The organism is Achromobacter sp. Marseille-Q4962 (genome assembly GCF_943737005.1).
Lineage (GTDB): Bacteria > Pseudomonadota > Gammaproteobacteria > Burkholderiales > Burkholderiaceae_B > Achromobacter.
In genome coordinates this window covers 20,078-38,733 of record NZ_CALSFU010000013.1, presented here as the reverse complement: position 1 = coordinate 38,733, position 18,656 = coordinate 20,078, and the positions used below count along the sequence as shown (strand labels likewise).

Annotated in this window: 16 protein-coding genes; 11 read left to right on the top strand and 5 right to left on the bottom strand. The window is 68.3% G+C overall.

All coding sequences use genetic code 11. The annotated features are described in order from the left end of the window. Positions 1–19: 19 nt before the first annotated feature. The 3 genes from NGJ44_RS12990 (at position 20) to NGJ44_RS12980 (ending at position 2,700) form a co-directional block, all read left to right on the top strand. Positions 20–1,372, top strand: a complete 1,353-nt coding sequence (locus NGJ44_RS12990; RefSeq protein ID WP_251864177.1) for a sigma 54-interacting transcriptional regulator — start codon at positions 20–22, stop codon at positions 1,370–1,372. A 72-nt stretch (positions 1,373–1,444) separates the two neighbouring features. Continuing rightward, a complete protein-coding gene (locus tag NGJ44_RS12985; RefSeq protein WP_251864176.1) occupies positions 1,445–2,146 on the top strand; it encodes a DUF2968 domain-containing protein in 702 nt (233 codons plus the stop codon). An 89-nt stretch (positions 2,147–2,235) separates the two neighbouring features. Continuing rightward, entirely contained in the window at positions 2,236–2,700 is a 465-nt protein-coding gene (locus tag NGJ44_RS12980; protein ID WP_251864175.1) for a DUF1178 family protein, read from the top strand. 77 nt (positions 2,701–2,777) lie between these two features. Here the strand turns inward: NGJ44_RS12980 and efp are convergent, their stop codons facing one another. From efp to NGJ44_RS12965, 3 genes are all read right to left on the bottom strand, one after another. Continuing rightward, the gene (efp, locus tag NGJ44_RS12975; protein ID WP_053246347.1) at positions 2,778–3,335 is read right to left on the bottom strand and encodes an elongation factor P; all 558 of its coding nucleotides are present in this window, start codon (positions 3,333–3,335) and stop codon (positions 2,778–2,780) included. Positions 3,336–3,582: 247 nt separating this feature from the next. Continuing rightward, a complete protein-coding gene (gene earP / locus NGJ44_RS12970; RefSeq protein WP_251864174.1) occupies positions 3,583–4,713 on the bottom strand; it encodes an elongation factor P maturation arginine rhamnosyltransferase EarP in 1,131 nt (376 codons plus the stop codon). A gap of 18 nt (positions 4,714–4,731) precedes the next feature. Continuing rightward, positions 4,732–5,934, bottom strand: coding sequence for a DUF2863 family protein (locus NGJ44_RS12965; protein ID WP_251864173.1), 1,203 nt, complete (start codon positions 5,932–5,934; stop codon positions 4,732–4,734). 196 nt (positions 5,935–6,130) lie between these two features. Here NGJ44_RS12965 and NGJ44_RS12960 point away from each other — a divergent pair, with 196 nt between their 5' ends. Continuing rightward, positions 6,131–6,907: a DODA-type extradiol aromatic ring-opening family dioxygenase gene (locus NGJ44_RS12960; RefSeq protein WP_251864172.1), complete on the top strand. Its 777-nt coding sequence runs from the start codon at positions 6,131–6,133 to the stop codon at positions 6,905–6,907. Positions 6,908–7,085: 178 nt separating this feature from the next. Here NGJ44_RS12960 and acnA read toward each other — a convergent pair whose 3' ends face one another. Further along, positions 7,086–9,791, bottom strand: coding sequence for an aconitate hydratase AcnA (gene acnA / locus NGJ44_RS12955; RefSeq protein ID WP_251864171.1), 2,706 nt, complete (start codon positions 9,789–9,791; stop codon positions 7,086–7,088). A 228-nt stretch (positions 9,792–10,019) separates the two neighbouring features. Further along, complete coding sequence (locus NGJ44_RS12950) at positions 10,020–10,859, bottom strand: FadR/GntR family transcriptional regulator (protein ID WP_235490224.1); 840 nt, start codon at positions 10,857–10,859, stop codon at positions 10,020–10,022. A 300-nt stretch (positions 10,860–11,159) separates the two neighbouring features. On the opposite strand from NGJ44_RS12950, the gene NGJ44_RS12945 reads away from it, so the two are divergent. The 7 genes from NGJ44_RS12945 to NGJ44_RS12915 all read left to right on the top strand — a co-directional run bounded on the left by NGJ44_RS12945 (position 11,160) and on the right by NGJ44_RS12915 (position 18,600). Further along, positions 11,160–12,359: an ABC transporter substrate-binding protein gene (locus tag NGJ44_RS12945; protein WP_251864170.1), complete on the top strand. Its 1,200-nt coding sequence runs from the start codon at positions 11,160–11,162 to the stop codon at positions 12,357–12,359. A 62-nt stretch (positions 12,360–12,421) separates the two neighbouring features. After that, complete coding sequence (locus tag NGJ44_RS12940) at positions 12,422–13,279, top strand: branched-chain amino acid ABC transporter permease (protein WP_251864169.1); 858 nt, start codon at positions 12,422–12,424, stop codon at positions 13,277–13,279. Next, positions 13,279–14,259, top strand: a complete 981-nt coding sequence (locus NGJ44_RS12935) for a branched-chain amino acid ABC transporter permease (protein ID WP_251864168.1) — start codon at positions 13,279–13,281, stop codon at positions 14,257–14,259. The genes NGJ44_RS12940 and NGJ44_RS12935 overlap by 1 nt, the downstream gene beginning before the upstream one ends. Then, the gene (locus NGJ44_RS12930) at positions 14,256–15,038 is read left to right on the top strand and encodes an ABC transporter ATP-binding protein (RefSeq protein ID WP_251864167.1); all 783 of its coding nucleotides are present in this window, start codon (positions 14,256–14,258) and stop codon (positions 15,036–15,038) included. The genes NGJ44_RS12935 and NGJ44_RS12930 overlap by 4 nt, the downstream gene beginning before the upstream one ends. Further along, positions 15,035–15,736, top strand: coding sequence for an ABC transporter ATP-binding protein (locus tag NGJ44_RS12925; RefSeq protein WP_053246369.1), 702 nt, complete (start codon positions 15,035–15,037; stop codon positions 15,734–15,736). The genes NGJ44_RS12930 and NGJ44_RS12925 overlap by 4 nt, the downstream gene beginning before the upstream one ends. A gap of 54 nt (positions 15,737–15,790) precedes the next feature. Next, positions 15,791–17,074, top strand: coding sequence for a Zn-dependent hydrolase (locus NGJ44_RS12920; RefSeq protein WP_053246370.1), 1,284 nt, complete (start codon positions 15,791–15,793; stop codon positions 17,072–17,074). Continuing rightward, positions 17,071–18,600 carry a M81 family metallopeptidase gene (locus tag NGJ44_RS12915; RefSeq protein WP_251864166.1) on the top strand — a complete coding sequence of 510 codons (1,530 nt, stop codon included), beginning with the start codon at positions 17,071–17,073 and terminating at the stop codon, positions 18,598–18,600. The genes NGJ44_RS12920 and NGJ44_RS12915 overlap by 4 nt, the downstream gene beginning before the upstream one ends. The last annotated feature ends 56 nt before the right edge of the window (positions 18,601–18,656 follow it).

Sequence of the window (18,656 nt, the reverse complement as noted above, 5' to 3'; positions counted from 1 at the left end):
CGCGGAGGGGGCGCGTGACATGACCCAGAAATTCTCCCACGACGCGTTCGACGTGTACGTATGGGAAGGGGCTACCGATATCGCCGCCCGCGCCGAGCGCTGCCTGGTCGGCCTGGACGCCACGCTGATGCGCGCCGACGCGGGCACCGCCTTCCCGCCGCCGCGCGATCCGGGACGGCCCGCGGTGGCGCTGGTGTCCGTATCGGTCATGGGCGACCAGCGCTTCAGCGGCTACGACTGGCTGTCGGCGCAGGCGCTGCCTGTGATCTGGGTGGCGGCCGAGGCGCGCGGGCGCGATCCGCGCTATTTCCCGCCCGCGTATTCGCATATCCTGCCGCCGGCATTCACGGCGGCCGAACTGCGCAAGCTGCTGTTCGAGCTGCTGGGCGAACTGGAAAGATTCGAGCGCGCGCAGCCGCGGCGCAACCAGCCCCTGGTGGCGGAGTCGGCGCCCATGCGGGCCTTGCTCGCCGAGGTCGACATGTACGCCAATTGCCGCAGCAGCGTGCTCGTTCATGGCGAAACGGGCGTGGGCAAGGAACGCGTGGCGCGCCTGTTGCACGAGCGCGCAGACTGGGCCGGCGGCCCGTTCGTGGCCGTGAACTGCGGCGCCATTCCCGAGGGGCTGTTCGAGGCGCATTTCTTCGGCCACGCCAAGGGCGCGTTCACCGGCGCGGTCGGGGCTCACAAGGGCTATTTCGAGCAGGCCAGCGGGGGCACGCTGTTCCTGGACGAGATCGGCGATCTGCCCGCCTACCAGCAGGTCAAGCTGTTGCGGGTGCTGGAGCAGGGCGTGGTCACCCGCCTGGGCTCGGCCGCCGAGGTGCCCGTGGATTTCCGCCTGGTGGCGGCGACCAACAAGGACCTGCGCACGCTCGTGGCGCGCGGCGATTTCCGGGCCGACCTGTACTACCGGCTGGCCGTCATCGAACTGCGCATTCCCAGCCTGGAGGAGCGCGGCGGCGAGGAGAAGGCGCTGATCTTCCGCGCGCTGCTCGACCGGCTGGGCGTGCGCGACGATCCGCCGCAATGGCTGCTGCGGCGGGTGGCCGCCACCCGCTATGACGGCAACGTGCGCGAGCTTTCCAACGTGGCGGAGCGGGTAGCCGTGATCCAGCGCCAGTTGGGGGGCTGGGACGCCGATCGCATCGGCAGGATATTCGAGCGGCTTGGCCCGCTGACGCCGCCGCCCGCCTTGACCGAGGCCGAGCGCGCCGAGCGCGAGCGCGTGCTGGCGGCGCTGCAGGCCAATGAATGGCGCCGCCAGGACACCGCCAGCGCGCTGGGCATCAGCCGCAAGGTGTTGTGGGAAAAAATGCGCAAACTGCGCCTGGGCGAAGGCCAGGCCGAAACCGAAGATGCGGCGTTCTGAACCGGCCCCGTCGCATGCGCCGGGGCGTCCATATATTGCTATAGTTCTGCGAAAATTTTTTCTGGGGAAAGCATGAGCATCCGATACCTGCGCGCTTCGGCGCGCGCCGCCGCGCTGGGCGCGGCGCTGTCCGGGCTGGCCGCTTGCGCCAGCGCCCGGCAGGAAGCCGACCGGCCCGTCGTCCAGCAGGTCGAAGACAAGGCGGCCGCCGCGCCGGTGACGCCGCCCGCGCCGCCGCCGGCGTCCCGGCCGTCCACCACCGTGGCCGAGCTTCAGGATCTCATCCAGCGCCACCAGGTGTCCGAACTGCGCACGACCTATAACGGCGTCTATGGCGCGAGCCTGCTGTTCAAGCCCGATGATCTGGCCTACTACGTGGCGCTTTTCCAACAGAAAGACTTCTGGCGTGTGCTCAAGACCAAGTCCGAGCAGCAGGCCGAATCCGCCTACCGCGCCTTCGCGGCGCGGTCCGCCGAGCTGGCCGAAGTCGACATCCGCCGCATCAAGCTGCAGGCGGAGTACGCCCATGCCGAGAAGCAGCTCGCCGCGCGCACCGTCGAACTGCAGACGCTCCAGGCCGACCGCAGCCTGCGCCTGGAGCAGGAAGCCCAGGTGGCCGCCCGCCAGGAACAGGCCCGCAAGGACGCCAGCGCCCTGGCCGAGCAGCAGAAAGACGCGCGCGAGCAGTTGCGGGCCCTGCAGCGCCAGATCGACGCCCTGCGCGCCCAGCAGGCGCGCGTGGAGCAGGCCGCCGGCAGGCGGGCGGGCCGCTAGACCTTCCCCGCGGCATGGGGAGGATGCCCGGGGCGGGGCCGCGGATTTGCGGTCCTTGTATTCTTGGCATTCTCCCCCATAATCAAGACATGGCACTCAAAGTTTTCGACCTCCAATGCGACCACGGCCACGTTTTCGAGGGCTGGTTCGGTTCGCACGAAGACTACGACGCGCAGCAGGCGCGTGGCCTCGTCACGTGTCCCGTCTGTGCGTCGGCTTCCATTACCAAGCGGCTTTCGGCCCCGCGCCTGAACGTGTCCCATTTGCATGCGGAAACGCCCGCCCAGGGCCCGGCCGTGCCCGCCCAGGCGACCGAGGCCGAAAAAATGGCCGCCTTGCAGGCGGCCGTCATGCGCCAGGTGCGGGCGCTGCTGCGCAACACCGAGAACGTGGGCGCACGCTTCGCCGAAGAAGCCCGGCGCATCCACGAGGGCGACGCCGACGACCGCCCCATACGCGGCACGGCCACGCGCGAAGAGCGCGAAGCGCTGGCCGAAGAGGGCATCGACGTCCTGGCGCTGCCCGACTTCTTCGACGACGACCGGCTGCAATAGCCGCCGCCCGCTTCCGCGCAATGAAAAACGCCAGCCCGAGGGCTGGCGTTTCGCATGTCGCGGACCGGGTCAGCGCATCAGTTGACGCGGCTGCGGTACTCGTTCGTGCGGGTGTCGATTTCGATCTTGTCGCCGATTTCGCAGAACAGCGGCACGTTCAGTTCGTAGCCGGTGTTGATCTTGGCCGGCTTGAGCACCTTGCCCGAGGTGTCGCCGCGCACGGCCGGCTCGGTGTAGGTGATTTCGCGCACGATGACGGTGGGCAGTTCCACCGAGATGGCGCGGCCGTCGTAGAACACCACTTCCACGGGCATGGCTTCTTCCAGGTAGTTCAGCGCATCGCCCATGCTTTCGGCTTCGATTTCGTACTGGTTGTACTCTTCGTCCATGAAGACGTACATCGGGTCGGCGAAGTACGAGTACGTGCATTCCTTGCGGTCGAGCTGCACGACTTCGAACTTTTCGTCGGCCTTGTAGACCGATTCGCTGGCGGCGCCCGTCAGCAGGTTCTTGAACTTCAGTTTCACAACAGCGGCGTTGCGGCCCGACTTGTTGTATTCGGCCTTCTGGACGACCAGCGGATCCTTGCCGACCATGGCCACGTTGCCGACTCGCAATTCCTGAGCGGTTTTCATCGATAAAACTCCGGGGGTGATGGGTGCACTCGCCGCGCTAGCATGGTCCGCTGCCGCGGCCCGGGCGCTTCAGCGCTTTCGGGCCTCGGGCCCGAGGGCCTCTGACTGGCGTATCGGACACTCCGGCGTTCCGGGCGCGGCCTGCGCGGCCTCGCCCCGGGTCTTCGGATTCATGCACATCCCGGCAGGCGTCATGATTTCGAGGCCCGGCCGCAAACCGGACGGACAACTCGGAAAACTCTCTATTCTAGCGTTTCTTGGCGAGTTCTGTGCAAAAACCCGCCAAACTGTCCCCCAGATCGGGGCGCGAGGCCTGTTCGGCGTCCCATTGCCGGGCAGCGGCCAGCCAGGCGTTCCATGCCGCCGGCGCCAGCGCCGCCTGCAGCGCGGCCCGGGTGTCGTCGGGCGCGCCGGCGCGGTTCCAGGCCCGCATCAGGGCCTGCGCCGCCTCCGGGGCCGGATAGCGCGCCAGCCAGGCGTCGAGCTTTTCCAGATGCACATTTTCGTCCTGGGGATAGATCTGCCAGATGAGCGGCCGGGCCGCCCAGGCGGCGCGGACGAACGAGTCTTCGCCCCGCACGAAGTTGAGGTCCGAGCACCAGAGCAGACGGTCGAAATCCGGCTGCGGCATGAAGGGCACGCGGGCGACCGCCGGTCCGCCGGCCGCCGGTCCGCCGGCCGCGGCGCAGGCCGCCTCCAGTGCAGGGGCCACGCCTTCGGGCGCGAGCAGCAGGGTGGGGCGGGCATCGGTCGCCAGCGCTTGCGCGAGCCCGGCGAGCGGCGCTTGCGGGTAGCAGAAAAGCGTCGCCAGGCGGCCGCCTTGCCGGCGTGCGGCCAGATGGGTTTCGGCGATGCCCAGGGCGCGCAGGAAGTCTTCCTGCTGTCCGGCGCTGGCCTGCAGGGCGTCGCGCTCGGCCGACAGCCCGGGTTCGCGCAGCAGCCCGCCGGTGGCGTCGGTGAAGCCGGGAAAGAAAAAATGCTTCACCAGCCCGTCGGGCCGCTGCGAAGGCAGGCCGTGGCAGGTTTCCACCCAGGGCTCGGCGCTGAGATACTCCAGGTTGATCCACACCGGGTGCGAGCGCCTCATGGCTTCCACGAAAGCGGCGGGCGGATCGCAGGCAAAGGTTTCGATGACCACATCGCCGGGCGCCAGGTCGCCGGCCGGGGTTTCGGTCCAGCGGACAATGTCCACGCCTTGCACGGCTTGCCGCGAGGCCTGCGGATCCACGTCCTGCTGGATGCGCGCGAAGCTCGCCAGGTCGTCCACCCACAGCCGCACCTGCCAGCCGATGCCGTGCGCCAGCCGGCGGGCCAGCCGCCAGCACACGCCGATGTCGCCGTAGTTGTCGACCACCCGGCAGAAGATGTCGGCCTTCATGGGAGCGGGCCCCGGTTCTTAATGGAAGTGGGCGGGGGCGGCTTCGGCGTCTTCCGGCAGCTCCGCGTGCACCAGCTCGCCCAGCGGATTGGGGAAGTACGGCGCGCCGCAGTCCTCGCAGAATTCGGGCGGCAGCACGCCGGGAATACGGCGCACTTCGCTCACGCCCAGTTCCTTGAGCAGGGCGGCGATGTCGTCCACCACGTCGGGCATGCCTTCGTCGGCCGGCGGGTCTTCCTCGCGCCCGTACACGGGCCAGACGCAGCCGTAGTACACGTCGTTGCTGTTGCGGGCCGTGAAGCCGATGCGGTATTCGTCGATGCGTTCCTCGCCGCAGCCGGCCACCACCGCGCGCAGTTGGGAGGGCTCCAGGTTGACGGCGCCTTCGAGCCAGCTCACGGCGGCGCGCAGCGACAGCGGGCGCACGCGCCGGTCGGCCTCGCGGTTGCTCACGTAGTAGGCGTCGGGCAGCAGCATCTCGAACCCGCAGCCCGGCAGCAGGCCGGCCACGGTGGGCTGGACCTGGGCGGACCATTGCTGCAGGCAGGCGTCGCGGCTGGCGTCGGCCTCGCCGGGGCGCTCCTGCCAGCGGAAGATGGGTGCGCCTTCCGGCACGGCCACGGCCGCCACGATGTAGCGGGTGTCGGCCAGCATGTTGGCGACTTCCCCCTCGGTATTGAGCGCCGGCTTGGCGGTTTCCGCGCCCAGCGCGTGCGAGCCCAGCCGTTGCAGCCATTGCCAGGTCTCGGAAAAGGTGCGCGGCATCTGGTCCACGCTCACCAGCCAGGGCAGCATGGCCACGCGCGTGTCGGCGGCCAGCACGTGGCCGTGCAATTGCGCCACGATGGCCTGCTGCGCCGGGGCGGGAATGGCGTTGGCCGGGATGGCGTAACGGGTCCAGGCGGCAATCGGGGCCACCAGCAGCAGCAGGTCGTAGCGCACCCCGTTCTTTTCGAGCTTCATGGACTCGGACAGGGTTTCCGCCTGCTCGATCAGCACCTCGTAGGCGCCCACGTCTTTCTGGGCCAGGTGGTCCAGCGCCGCCTCCAGCGGGCCGTCCTGGCCTGCCTTCAGGAGCCTGGGAATCGCCTCGCCCAGCAGGTTTTCCCAGTACACATCTTCCACCCGGCTGCCCGAACGGTTCAGGGCCTCGGCAAGGGCAACCAGGCGGGCGGCTTCGCGGCTTAGGCGGGGAGAGGACGAACTGCGGGATCGGGCCATGACTTCGGGATGCGTCTCAGATTGTGCAACGGTCTAGTTTAACGCCCGCGGCCAGTCAGGGCCTGCCTGCCCGCGCGCGCGGCTGTGGCGCGCCATATTAAACCTATTCCGGCAATAGTTTATGGATAAATATGTGGTTTATTGCTTGAATGGCAAGCGCGACAATTTCCGCCTTGTTGAATGAAAGGAGAGCGCCATGCGCTGGCCCACGTTGTTTGTTTCGCACGGATCTCCCATGCTGGCCGTCGAGCCCGGCCGGACCGGCCCGGCCCTGGCGGGCTGGAGCCGCGCGCAGGGCCGCAAGCCGGCCGCCATCCTGGTGGTGTCGCCGCACTGGATGGGGCAGGGACTCGCCCTGTCCACGCGCGGCGAGCAAGTGGCCTGGCACGATTTCGGCGGCTTTCCGCCCGAGCTGTATACATTGCAATATGCCGCGCCGGGCTCGCCCGGGCTGGCCGGGCGCGTGCGGGACCTGCTCGCGCAGCAGGGCCTGCGCGCCGATTTCGATCCGCGCCGGCCGCTGGACCACGGCGCCTGGGTGCCGCTGCGCTACCTGTATCCCGGGGCGGACGTGCCGGTGGTGCAGTTGTCGCTGGACATGGGCCGCGACGCGGCCGGGCAGGCCGAGCTGGGCCGGGCGCTCGCGCCCCTGCGCGACGAAGACGTGCTGATCATCGGGTCCGGCTCGCTGACGCACAACCTGCGCGACGTGCGCATGCCGCAGGACGCGCCGCCGGCCGCCTACGTGCCGCCTTTCCAGGATTGGTACGCGCGCAACCTGGCCGAGGGCAACCTGCAGGCGCTGCTGGACTGGCGGGCCAGGGCGCCCGGCGCCGCGCGGGCCCATCCCCACGACGACCACCTCATGCCGTTTTACGTCGCCCTGGGCGCGGGCGGTCCGCGTGCGACCCGCTTGAACGACGAAGTCGCGTACGCTGCGCTGGCCATGGACGCCTACCAGTTCGCGGACTGACCCGTCCGGCATCGGTGGCCCGTATTGGGCCGGCCTAATACGGGCCGGCCCAATACGGGCCGGCCAGCAACGCCCGGCCAAATGCAAAGCGCCGCTTCCGCCTGGGCGGGAGCGGCGCTTTGCGCATGCTGGAGCCGGCGCGGGAGCCGGGCGGGGGCCGGGATCCCGCGCGGGCCGGTCAGGCGGCCAGTAGCTGGCGCAGCACGAAAGGCAGGATGCCGCCGTGCTCGTAGTAGTCCACCTCGATGGGCGTGTCGATGCGCAGCATGAGGGTGACGTCCTGCCTGGAGCCGTCCTTGCGGGTGATCGTGAGGGTCACGTCCTGCATGGGCTTGATGCCGTTTTCCAGGCCCGAGATGTCGAAGGTTTCCTCGCCCGTGATGCCCAGCGACTGCACGCTGTCCGCGCCCTTGAACTGCAGGGGCAGCACGCCCATGCCCACCAGGTTGCTGCGGTGGATGCGCTCGAAGCTGCGGGCGATGACGGCTTTCACGCCCAGGAGCTGGGTGCCCTTGGCCGCCCAGTCGCGCGAGGAGCCGGTGCCGTACTCTTCGCCGCCGAAGACCACGGTGGGCGTGCCCTGCGCCACGTACTTCATGGCGGCGTCATAGATGGACATCTGTTCGCCCGTGGGCTGGAAGAGGGTCTCGCCGCCCTCGAAGCGGCTGCCGTCGGGCAGCGGCGGGATCATGAGGTTCTTGATGCGCACGTTGGCGAAGGTGCCGCGCATCATGATCTCGTGGTTGCCGCGCCGCGAGCCGTAGCTGTTGAAGTCGGCCTTCATGACGCCATGCTCTTTCAGCCACTTGCCCGCGGGCGAGGTTTCCTTGATGGAGCCGGCCGGCGAGATGTGGTCGGTGGTGACCGAGTCGCCGAAGATGCCCAGCGCGCGTGCGCCCTTGACGGTGGGCATGGCGCCCGGCGTCATGGAGAAATCCTGGAAGAAGGGCGGTTCCGCGATGTAGGTCGAATCGGGCCAGTTGTAGGTGTCGCCCTTGACGCCCTTGATGTTCTCCCAGAGCTTGCCCGGGTTGCTCTTGACCTGGCCGTAGTTGGCCTCGAAGGCCTTGGGATCCAGCGCGTACTTGAGCAGGGCGTTGACTTCTTCGGTGGAGGGCCAGATGTCGCCCAGCCAGACGTCGCCGTTCTTGCCCTTGCCCACGGGCTCGGTCATGAGGTCGCGCGTGATGGTGCCGGCCAGCGCATAGGCCACAACCAGCGGCGGCGAGGCCAGGAAGTTCGCCTTGATGTTCGGGTGGATGCGCGCCTCGAAGTTGCGGTTGCCCGAGAGCACCGCCGCGCACACCAGGTTGTTGTTGATGATGGCTTCGTTGAGGTCGGGCGACAGGTCGCCGGCGTTGCCGATGCAGGTGGTGCAGCCGTAGGCGGCTACGTCGAAGCCCAGTTTTTCCAGGTAGGGCAGCAGGCCCGTCTTGGTCAGGTATTCGGTCACGACGCGCGATCCGGGCGCCAGCGAGGTCTTGATGTGCTTGGGCACCTTGAGGCCGGCTTGCACCGCCTTCTTGGCCAGCAGGCCGGCCGCCAGCAGCACGCTGGGGTTGGACGTGTTGGTGCAGGAGGTGATGGCCGCGATGAGGATGTCGCCGTTCTTGAGCTTGGTGCCGGCGCTGGTGGTGAAGGTCTGCTCCAGCTTCTCGGCGGGCTGGTTGAAGCCGTTCTCGGCAATGGGCCTGGAGAACAGGTCGATGAACGTGCTCTTGACGTTGCCGATCTCGATGCGGTCCTGGGGACGCTTGGGGCCGGCCAGCGAGGGCGCGACGGTGGAGAGATCCAGCGTCAGCAGCTTGGTGTAGTTGATGTCGGAGGCGCGCGGCACGCCGAACATCTTCTGTGCCTTGAAGTAGGCTTCGAAGGCGGCGATCTCGGCCTCGGTGCGGCCGGTGCCGCGGAAGTAGTCGATGGTGCGCTCGTCCACCGGGAAGAAGCCCATGGTGGCGCCGTATTCGGGCGCCATGTTGCCGATGGTGGCGCGTTCGGCCACCGACAGGCTGGCCGTGCCTTCGCCGCAGAATTCCACGAACTTGCCCACCACTTTTTCGCGGCGCAGCATTTCGGTGATGGTGAGCACCAGGTCGGTGGCGGTGACGCCGCCGCGCAGCTGGCCCTTGAGTTCCACGCCCACCACGTCGGGCGTCAGGAAGTAGACCGGCTGGCCCAGCATGCCGGCCTCGGCCTCGATGCCGCCCACGCCCCAGCCCACCACGCCGATGCCGTTGATCATCGTGGTGTGGCTGTCGGTGCCCACCAGCGAATCGGGGTAATGGACGTTGTTCTTCTTGTCGTAGTGCACGCCGCGGGCCAGGTATTCGAGGTTCACCTGGTGGACGATGCCGAAGCCCGGGGGCACCACGCCGAAGGTGTCGAAGGCCTGCATGCCCCATTTCATGAACTGGTAGCGCTCCTGGTTGCGCTTGAATTCCAGCTTCATGTTGAGGTCCAGGGCGTTCTTGGTGCCGAAGTAGTCGATCATGACCGAGTGGTCCACCACCAGGTCCACCGGCACCAGCGGCTCGATGCTCTTGGGGCTCTTGCCCATCTTGTCTGCCACCGAGCGCATGGCGGCGATGTCGGCCAGCAGCGGCACGCCGGTGAAATCCTGCAGCACGACGCGGGCCACCACGAAGGGAATCTCGTCTTCGCGCTTGGCGTTGGGCTGCCAGTTGGCCAGTTGCCGGACGTGTTCCTCGGTAACCTTCTTGCCATCGCAGTTGCGCAGCACCGACTCCAGGACGATGCGGATGGATACCGGCAGCCGCTGCACATCCACGCCCAGCGCCTTGCCCAGCGCCGGCAGCGAATAGAACTGACAGGACTTATTGCCGATCTTGAAATTCTTGAGAGTATCGAGGGTGTTGTGCGGCATGATGGACTCCGTGGTGTTTGTCCGCGTAAAGCAGGCATTTTGTGGCGTTTTGGCCGTTTTGTCATTCTATGGGAGACGGTCCGGCCGCGCCACCGACTCTTATGTCTTATATAAGAGTTGCACGGGCGTGTCAAAGTTCCGTCAGCGGGCGATGCGTCCGGTCCGTTTTGCCAAGAAAAGCCCGCGCCGATGTTGCGCGCGCACGCCGGCGCGCCGCTCGCCCGGACTTCAGCCGCCTTTGCCGCGGCCGGCGCGGCGCGCCTTGCGGGCCAGGCCGCGGCGCGAGATTTCCGAATCCAGGATGAGGCGGCCCTCGATCTTGCCGTGCATGCGCGTCACCGAGCGCATGGCGTCCCGCATGTGGTCTTCCATGAGCCTGCGCACGGCTTCGGCGTCGCGGGCCCGGGCAGCCTTCAGGATGTCGCGGTGGAACTGCGTGTTGGCCGCGCCGAAGCGCTGCTGGGCAGCCAGCGGCATGTCATTGTCGTACACCGTGAGCTGCCGGATCATTTCATTGATCATCTCGCAGCTGAATCTCAGGAACGGGTTGGGGCAGGCGGCGGCCAGGATGTCATGGAAGCTCATTTCCTCCTGGCGCTGGATCAGCGAATCCTCCATGCGCTCGGCCGCCGGATCGCAGCACGCGATGTTGTGCTCCAGCGCCGCGAACTGCGCCTCCGTGAGGTGGGGCACCGCGCTGGCGGCCAGCTCCGGCTCCAGCAGCTTGCGCACCTGGTAGATGTCCTCGATGCTCACTTCCTTGAAAAACAGGTAGTTCTGCATGAGCTGGAAGGTGCGGTGCAGCGGCACCTCCACCACCCTGCCGCCGCCGCCCGGGCCGGTGCTGACTTTCACCAGCCCCTGCACCTCCAGCGACTTCAGGGCTTCGCGCATGGTGCTCTTGCTCACCGAGAACATGCTCTGCAGTTCGCTTTCGCGGGGCAGGCGGTCGCCCGGACGCAGGTTCTTCGCCGTAATGAGGCGCTTGATCTCCTCGGCCACCAGGTCGCTGCGCTTGGGCTGCGGAAGGCTCTCGCCCTCGAAGGCGTCCTGCATCTTGAATTCCATCCCGCTTCTCCCGATTCGACTCGCGCGCATGGGCCGCCGCGTTGCCCGCGCCGGCGGACGAGGCCTCCCCAAGACCCCGGGTTATACCTGATGACCCCGCTATTGACAGTGGCTTTGTACAGACCGGATCATCATATCAATCCTATTTATCATGATAAATAGGAGAGCGGTATGCGGTCACCATATATAAGCTGTGGCAGTTGCGGAAAGAGCTAGGAGCAGACCTCGCCGGTCCGGCCGCCCCTGCGGCGCGGGCCCTGTCGAATACGCCGCGCAGCGCGGCCCCCCAGGGAGAAAGACTTGAATCGCCGCAATCTCTTGAAAATGGCCGCGCTTTCGGCGCTGCCCGGCGCGCTGTGGAGCGCGCGTTCCGCCTTCGCCCAGTCCGGCGGCATCGCCTTTGCCTGCCCCGTGCCCATGTCGGGCCCGTTTGCCGCCAACGGCAAGTACGCCGACCTGGGGATGAAGCTCGCGCTGGAGCAATACGGCAAAGTGCTCGGCCAGCCGCTTTCCTATACGGTGCTGGACACCGAGGGCAAGCCCGCCACCGCCGTGCGCAAGGTCCAGGAAATCTCGCAGCAGAAGGGCGTGAAGTTCTTTGCGGGCGGCATCCTGTCGTCGGAGTCGCTGGCCATGGGCAAGGAGGTCGAGCGCGCCGGCGGCGTATTCATTACCACGGCCGGCGCCGACGAGATCACCGGCAAGGACTGCAACCGCGCCACCTTCCGCTGGTCGGTGCCCACCTTCGGCGCCATCGAACAGACCGTGCGCCCGCTGCTGGAAAGCCTGCCCAACGCCAGGCGCTGGTACACCATCACCCCGCAGTACGTCTTCGGCGAGGGCCTGTTGTCGGCCGCCAAGAACATCTTCAAGGAAAAAGGCATCGAACACGTGGGCAACAGCTACCACTCGCTGTCGGAGAAGGAGTTCAGCGGCTATCTCACCAATGCCATGGCCGCCAAGCCCGACGTGCTGCTCATCCTCAACTTCGGTTCCCAGTCGTCCGACACGCTGCGCCAGGCGGTGAGCTTCGGCATGAAGCAGAATTGCAGCATACTGGTGGCCTGGGCCTCGGGCCTGGAGCAATTCGAGAGCCTGGGCGCCGACCTGTGCGAGGGCGTGTATTTCGGCGCGCAGTACTGGCACGGCATCGACTCGCCGCTGAACAAGGAACTGGTCGCCCTGGCGCGCGACAAGACCCGCGGGAATCCCAACTACAGCCTGGCGGGCTCGTACATCTGCACCCGCATCCTGCTGGAGGCCATCAAGAAGGCCGGCAGCCCCGACCCGGCCAAGGTCATTGCCGCGATGGAGGGCATGGCCTACGACGGCCTGACCGGCGCCGAAACCCTGCGCAAGGAAGACCACCAGGTCCTGAAGAACTATTACCTGCTCAAGGGCAAGGCCAAAAAGGCCATGAAAGACAAGGACGACTACGCCGAGATCGTCCATGCCGGGCAGTCGTTCCTGGCGCCCGCGCAAACCGGCTGCAAACTGTAGCGTCCGCGCGGCGCCCGGCGGGCGCCGCCGCGCATTTTTCCGGGAACCCACGCGGCTCTTCTATGAACGTTTATCTGCTCCAGGTCGTCAATGGCGTCGGCGTGGGCATGCTGTACTTCCTGCTGGCGGTCGGCTTGTCCATCGTCTTCGGCTTGTTGCGCTTCGTGAACTTCGCGCACGGCGCCTTTTACCTGCTCGGCGCCTATTTCTGTTTCCAGGCGGTGCAATGGGGCCTGAACTTCTGGCTGGCGCTGCTCCTGGTGCCGCCCCTGGTGGGCGCGCTGGCGTGGGTCGCCGAGAAGCTGCTGCTGCGCCACGTGTATGCGCAGGCGCACGAGTTCCACATCCTCATCACGGTGGGCCTGGCGCTCGCGCTGCAGGAGCTCGTCATCGTGGTGTGGGGGCCTATCGGCGATAACGTCGCCGTGCCCGCCTCGCTGCAGGGCGTGGTCATGTGGGGCAGCTTCGTCTATCCCAAGTACCGCCTCTTCGTCATCGGCTTCACCGCGCTGTTCTCGCTGGCGCTCTGGTACGTGCTCGAGGGCACGCGGCTGGGCAGCGCGGTGCGCGCCGGCAGCGAGTCCACGGAAATGGTTTCCATGCTGGGCATCAACGTCTTCCGCATGTTCAGCCTCATCTTCGCCCTGGGCGCGGCCACGGCGGCGCTGGCCGGCGTGCTGGCCGCGCCCATCCGGGGCGTGGAGCCCTTCATGGGCATCGAGGCGCTGGGCATCGCTTTCGTCATCGTGGTGATCGGCGGCATGGGCAGCTTCGGCGGGGCCCTGGCCGGGGGCCTGCTGATCGGCGTGGTGCAGAGCGTGATGAGCACGCTGTGGCCCGAGGGCGCGCGCCTGATGATCTATGTCGCGATGGCGGCGGTGCTGCTGCTGCGTCCGCACGGACTGCTGGGGAGAGGCTGATGAAGCGCCTGAAATCGCATGCCCAACTGACGCTGGCCGTGGCCGTGGCGGCCGGCCTGCCCCTGGTCATCCAGTCCGGGTCCCTGGCGACCGAAGTGCTCATCTACGCCCTCGCGGTGCTGGGCTGCAACCTGCTGCTGGGCTTTACCGGCCTGCTGTCCTTCGGCCAGGGCATTTTCTTCGGGCTGGGCAGCTACACGGCGGGCCTGCTGCTCACGCGCTGGCCCTTGCCGATGCCGCTCGCGCTGCTGGCGGCGGTGGCCATGGGCGCGCTGGCCGCGACCGCCGTGGGCTGGTTCGCCATCCGCCAGCGCGGCACCTACTTCGTCATGCTGACGCTGGCCTTCTCGCAGATGTTCTACTTCCTGGCCTACAGCCTGCCCGACCTGACGGGCGGCGACAACGGCCTGCTCGACGTGCCGCGCCCGCCCTTGTCGCTGGCCGGCCTGGCCGAACTGCCGCTGGCCTCGCCCTGGCAGTTCTACGCCTTCGTTGCCGTGTGCTTCGTGGCGGTGTTCTGGCTGCTGCTGCGCGTGACGGAATCGGTGTTCGGCCGCACGCTGCTGGCCATCCGCGACAACGAGGCGCGCGCCATGGCGGTGGGCTACAACGTGCGCCGCTTCAAGCTCGCGGCCTTTGCCCTCTCGGGCGCGGTCACGGCGCTGGCCGGGGCCTTTCTCGCGCTCATGACGGGCATCGCGCCGCTGTCCAGCATCGAGTACCACACCAGCGAAATGATCCTCGTCATGACGGTGATCGGCGGCACGGGCAACCTGTTCGCGTCGCTGCTGGGGGCGGCCTTCTATGTGCTGTTCTCGGACTGGCTTTCCACGCTCTGGCCGCGCTGGCTCATGCTGCTGGGCCTGCTGCTTATCGCGGTAAGCCTTTTCATGCAGAAGGGGCTGTGGGGGCTGGGCGAACGCATCTGGCTCGCGGCGCGCGGAGCGCGCGCGCCGACCGCCAAGGAGGAACGCGCATGAGCACCGCCTCGGACAACGGGCCGCTGCTGCGCGCCCGGGGCATCGTCAAGCGCTTCGGCAAATTCCAGGCCCTGCAAGGGGTGGACCTGGCGGTCCGGCCGGGCACGGTGCATTCGGTCATCGGGCCCAACGGGGCCGGCAAGACCACGCTGTTCCATATCCTGACGGGCACGCTGCGCGCCTCCGAGGGCAGCATCGTGTTCGACGGCATCGACGTCACCCACGAAGCGGACTACCAGCGCGTGCAGCGCGGCATCGCCAGATCGTTCCAGGTCACCAGCCTGTTCGCCAATCTGTCGGTGCGCGAGAACCTGCGCCTGGCCGCGCAGGGGGCGCAGCCCGCCGGGGCCTACGATTGCTGGCGCCCGCCTTCGGGCCCGCGCGCGCTCGCCGGCATCGTGGACGCCGCGCTCGAGCGCCTGGGCCTGGCGCGCCAGGCCGGCACCGCGGCGGGCGCGCTCTCGCACGGCCAGCAGCGCCGGCTGGAAGTCGGCATGGCCCTGGCGGCCCAGCCGCGCGCCATCTTCCTCGACGAACCCACCTCGGGCATGGGCGTGGACGACCTGGACGAGATGAAGCAGCTGATCCGCAGCCTGCGCGAGGACCATACCGTGGTGCTCATCGAGCACAACATGGGCATCGTCATGGACATCTCCGACACCGTCACGGTCATGCAGCAGGGCAGGGTGCTGGTGGAAGGGCCCCCGCGCGCCATCCGCGACGACGAGCGGGTGCGCACGGCCTATCTCGGCAACATGATCACCGGAGGACGCCAATGACGCTGCTGCAGGTCGACGCCATACACAGCTACTACGGCAAGAGCCACATACTCCAGGGCGTCTCGCTCTCGGTGCCGCAAGGCTCGGTGGTGACACTGCTGGGGCGCAACGGCGCGGGCAAGTCCACCACGCTCAAGACCATCGCCGGCGTGATCGCGCCGCGCCAGGGCGCGGTGCGCTACGGCGGGCGCGACATCGCCGGGCTGCCGGCGCACAAGGTGGCCGGGCTGGGGGTGTGCCTGGTGCCCGAGCACCGCGGCATCTTCAAGCTGCTCACGGTGGAGGAAAACCTCAGGCTGGGCATGCGCCGCGATTCGCCCTGGCAACTGGACGACATCTACCGCATTTTCCCGCGCCTGAAAGAGCGGCGGCGCAACGGCGGCGGCCAGCTTTCGGGCGGCGAGCAGCAGATGCTGGCCATCGGCCGGGCGCTCATGAACCACCCGCGCGTGCTCATGCTGGACGAGCCCGTGGAAGGGCTGGCGCCGGTCATCGTGGAGGAAATCGTGGCGCAGATCCGGCTCATCAAGCAGGCGGGCGTATCCATCCTGCTGGTGGAGCAGAACCTCGAGGTTTGCACGCAGCTTGCGGACCGGCATTTCATCATCGAGCAGGGCGTCATCGTCTACGAGGGCGGCAACGAGGCATTCCTCGCCGACGAGAACGTCAAGGACAGGTATCTGGGCGTGGGCGTCTAGGGCGCATCCACGCGCCCTGGCCCCGCCGCGCCCGCAAGACGGAGAGGAAACGGCATGGAGCTGACGACTTTGGAGGCCGTGCGCGCGCTGCGCGTCGATGGCGGCCGGCTGTGGCAGTCGCTGATGGACCTGGCCCGCATCGGGGCGACGGACAAGGGCGGGGTGTGCCGGCTGGCGCTCACCGACCTGGACCGCCAGGCGCGCGACCGCGTCACCGCGTGGGCGCGCGAACTGGGCTGCTCCGTGCGCGTGGACGCCATCGGCAACATCTTCATGCGCCGCGCGGGCATGCGCGAGGACCTGCCGCCCGTCATGACCGGCAGCCACATCGACACCCAGCCCACCGGCGGCAAGTTCGACGGCAACTACGGCGTGCTGGCCGGCATCGAGGTCCTGCGCACGCTGTGCGACCGCGGCCTGCGCACCGAGGCGCCCATCGAGGTGGTGGTCTGGACCAACGAGGAAGGCTCGCGCTTCGTGCCCGTGATGATGGGGTCCGGGGTACACGCCCGCGCCTTCACGCTGGAACACGCCCTGGCCGCGCGCGACCGCGACGGCGTATCCGTGGCCGAGGCGCTGCGGGCCATCGGCTACGACGGCGCCGAGCCCGTGGGCGGCCGCGCGGCCGCCGCGTACTTCGAGGCCCACATCGAACAGGGCCCCATCCTGGAATCCGAGGACATCGTCATCGGCGCGGTGGCGGGGGCGCTGGGCCAGCGCTGGTACGACGTGGTCATCACCGGCCAGGAGGCGCATGCCGGACCCACGCCCATGGCCCTGCGCCGCGACGCGCTGCTCGCGGCCTCCGACCTGGTGCGCGCCGTGAACCGGATTGCGCAAGACCACGCGCCCCACGGGCGCGGCACGGTGGGCTGCCTGGACGTCTTTCCGAATTCGCGCAACGTCATTCCCGGCCGCGTATCGCTCACGGTGGACCTGCGCGCGGCCGACGACGCCACGCTCGACGGCATGGCGCGCGCGCTGGCCCGCGCCTGCGGCGAGCTGGAGCAGGGCGGCGCCTTCGAAGTGTCGTGCAAGGAAGTGGTCTATTTCGCGCCCCAGCCCTTCGACGCCGCGCTGGTGCAGGCGGTGCGCGACGGTGCGGCGTCGCTGGGCCTGGACTCGCTGGACATCATCAGCGGCGCGGGGCACGACGCCGTCTACATGGCGCGCGTCGCGCCCACGGCCATGATCTTCGTACCCTGCAAGGACGGCATCAGCCACAACGAGATCGAAGACGCCCGGCCCGAGCACCTGGAGGCCGGCTGCAACGTGCTGCTGCATGCCATGCTGCGCTGCTGCGGCCGCGTCGAGGCCGCCGAGGAGGCCCGGGCATGAAAGTCCTCATCGCGCGCATGAACCACGAGACGAACACGTTTTCGCCGGTGCCCACGCCGCTTTCCGCTTTCGGCCTGGCCGGCCCGACGTATGGCGCCGACGCGTATGCCGAGAACCATGGCAAGCGCACCGCCATGTCGGCCTTCATCGACCTTGCCGAGGCGCGCGGAGCAGAGCTGGTGACGCCCGTCTCGGCCACCGCCTATCCCAGTGGCCGCGTGGCGGCCGACGCCTATGCGGCGATCTGCGACCGCATCGTCTCGGCCGCGCCCGGGTGCGACGCCATCCTGCTCGACCTGCACGGCGCCATGGCGGTGGAAGGCACGGACGACGGGGAGGGCGACCTGCTGGAGCGCGTGCGCCGGGCCGCGCCCGGCGCGCCCATCGCGGTGGCGCTGGACCTGCACGGCAACGTCACGGCCAAAATGATCGCCAACGCCGACGTCATCGTCAGCTTCAAGACCTATCCCCACGTGGACATGTACGAAACCGGCGAGCACGCCGGCCGGCTGCTCTTCGCGGCCATGGACCGCCGCATCCGCCCCGTCATGGCCTGGCGCCGCCTGCCCCTGGTTTCGCACACCCTGCGCAGCAATACGGACGAAGGCGCCATGCGCGAGGCAGTCGAGGCCGCGCGGCGGGCCGAGGCCGACGGCGCGCTGGGCGTGTCGGTGCTGGCGGGCTTCGGGCTGGCCGACATTCCCCACCCCTGCCTCAGCGTGGTGGTGGTGGCCGACGGCAGCCGCGAAGAAGCCGAGCGCATCGCAGGCGACATGGCCGCGGCGATCTGGGCGCGCAGGGAGGGCTTTCTCTACCACAGCGAGCCGCTTGCGCAATCGCTGGCCCGCGCGCGGGAACTGGCGCGCGGCGCGGACAAGCCGGTGCTCCTGCTCGACCATGGCGACAACTGCATGAGCGGCGGCACCTGCGACACCATGGACGTGCTGATGGCCGCGCTCGATGCCGGCCTGGAAGGCATCCAGGCCGGGCTGTACTGCGATCCCGAAGCCGTGGCCGCGCTCGCGCGCGCCGGCGTGGGCGCGCAGGTGGAGCTGCCGGTCGGCAACAAGCGGCCCATCGAATCCATCGGCCGGCCGGCGCGTCCGGTCGTGCTGCGCGGCACGGTGCGCGCGCTCACTAACGGGGAATACCGCATTACCGGCCCCACCTATACGGGGCAGCTTGCCTGCATGGGGCGCAGCGCCGTGCTGGACATCGGCGCGGCCCGGCTGGTCGTCACCGAGCGCACCCACGAGCCCTGGGACCTGGGCGTGTTCCGCAGCGTCGGGCTCGAGCCCGCCGAGGCGCGCTACATCCTGGTCAAGTCGCGCATGTACTGCCGGCCCGTGTTCGTGCCCATATCGTCGGCGCTGGTCGAGTGCGACAGTCCGGGCGTGACCAGTTCGGACTGGTCGCTCTTCGATTTCCGGCGCCGCGAGCGGCCGCTCTTTCCGTTGGAACCCCTGGCGCCCGAGGCTTACGATCCGCGGCGCGCGCCGCAGGCATGGCGGCTGGAGGAGGGCTGACCGTCGCGTCGGGCGCGTTCGTCAATGCCGGGCATGCCCGGCATTCGTTTTTTAGG

Bases quoted from the DNA above. Each gene is read 5' to 3' on its own strand.
- NGJ44_RS12980 (WP_251864175.1), top strand. From the start codon at position 2,236: ATGGCACTCAAAGTTTTCGACCTCCAATGCGACCACGGCCACGTTTTC.
- NGJ44_RS12960 (WP_251864172.1), top strand. From the start codon at position 6,131: ATGCGCTGGCCCACGTTGTTTGTTTCGCACGGATCTCCCATGCTGGCC.
- acnA (WP_251864171.1), bottom strand. From the start codon at position 9,791: ATGCCGCACAACACCCTCGATACTCTCAAGAATTTCAAGATCGGCAAT.
- NGJ44_RS12965 (WP_251864173.1), bottom strand. From the start codon at position 5,934: ATGGCCCGATCCCGCAGTTCGTCCTCTCCCCGCCTAAGCCGCGAAGCC.
- NGJ44_RS12925 (WP_053246369.1), top strand. From the start codon at position 15,035: ATGACGCTGCTGCAGGTCGACGCCATACACAGCTACTACGGCAAGAGC.
- NGJ44_RS12920 (WP_053246370.1), top strand. From the start codon at position 15,791: ATGGAGCTGACGACTTTGGAGGCCGTGCGCGCGCTGCGCGTCGATGGC.
- NGJ44_RS12990 (WP_251864177.1), top strand. From the start codon at position 20: ATGACCCAGAAATTCTCCCACGACGCGTTCGACGTGTACGTATGGGAA.
- NGJ44_RS12930 (WP_251864167.1), top strand. From the start codon at position 14,256: ATGAGCACCGCCTCGGACAACGGGCCGCTGCTGCGCGCCCGGGGCATC.
- efp (WP_053246347.1), bottom strand. From the start codon at position 3,335: ATGAAAACCGCTCAGGAATTGCGAGTCGGCAACGTGGCCATGGTCGGC.
- NGJ44_RS12985 (WP_251864176.1), top strand. From the start codon at position 1,445: ATGAGCATCCGATACCTGCGCGCTTCGGCGCGCGCCGCCGCGCTGGGC.
- NGJ44_RS12915 (WP_251864166.1), top strand. From the start codon at position 17,071: ATGAAAGTCCTCATCGCGCGCATGAACCACGAGACGAACACGTTTTCG.
- earP (WP_251864174.1), bottom strand. From the start codon at position 4,713: ATGAAGGCCGACATCTTCTGCCGGGTGGTCGACAACTACGGCGACATC.
- NGJ44_RS12935 (WP_251864168.1), top strand. From the start codon at position 13,279: ATGAAGCGCCTGAAATCGCATGCCCAACTGACGCTGGCCGTGGCCGTG.
- NGJ44_RS12940 (WP_251864169.1), top strand. From the start codon at position 12,422: ATGAACGTTTATCTGCTCCAGGTCGTCAATGGCGTCGGCGTGGGCATG.
- NGJ44_RS12950 (WP_235490224.1), bottom strand. From the start codon at position 10,859: ATGGAATTCAAGATGCAGGACGCCTTCGAGGGCGAGAGCCTTCCGCAG.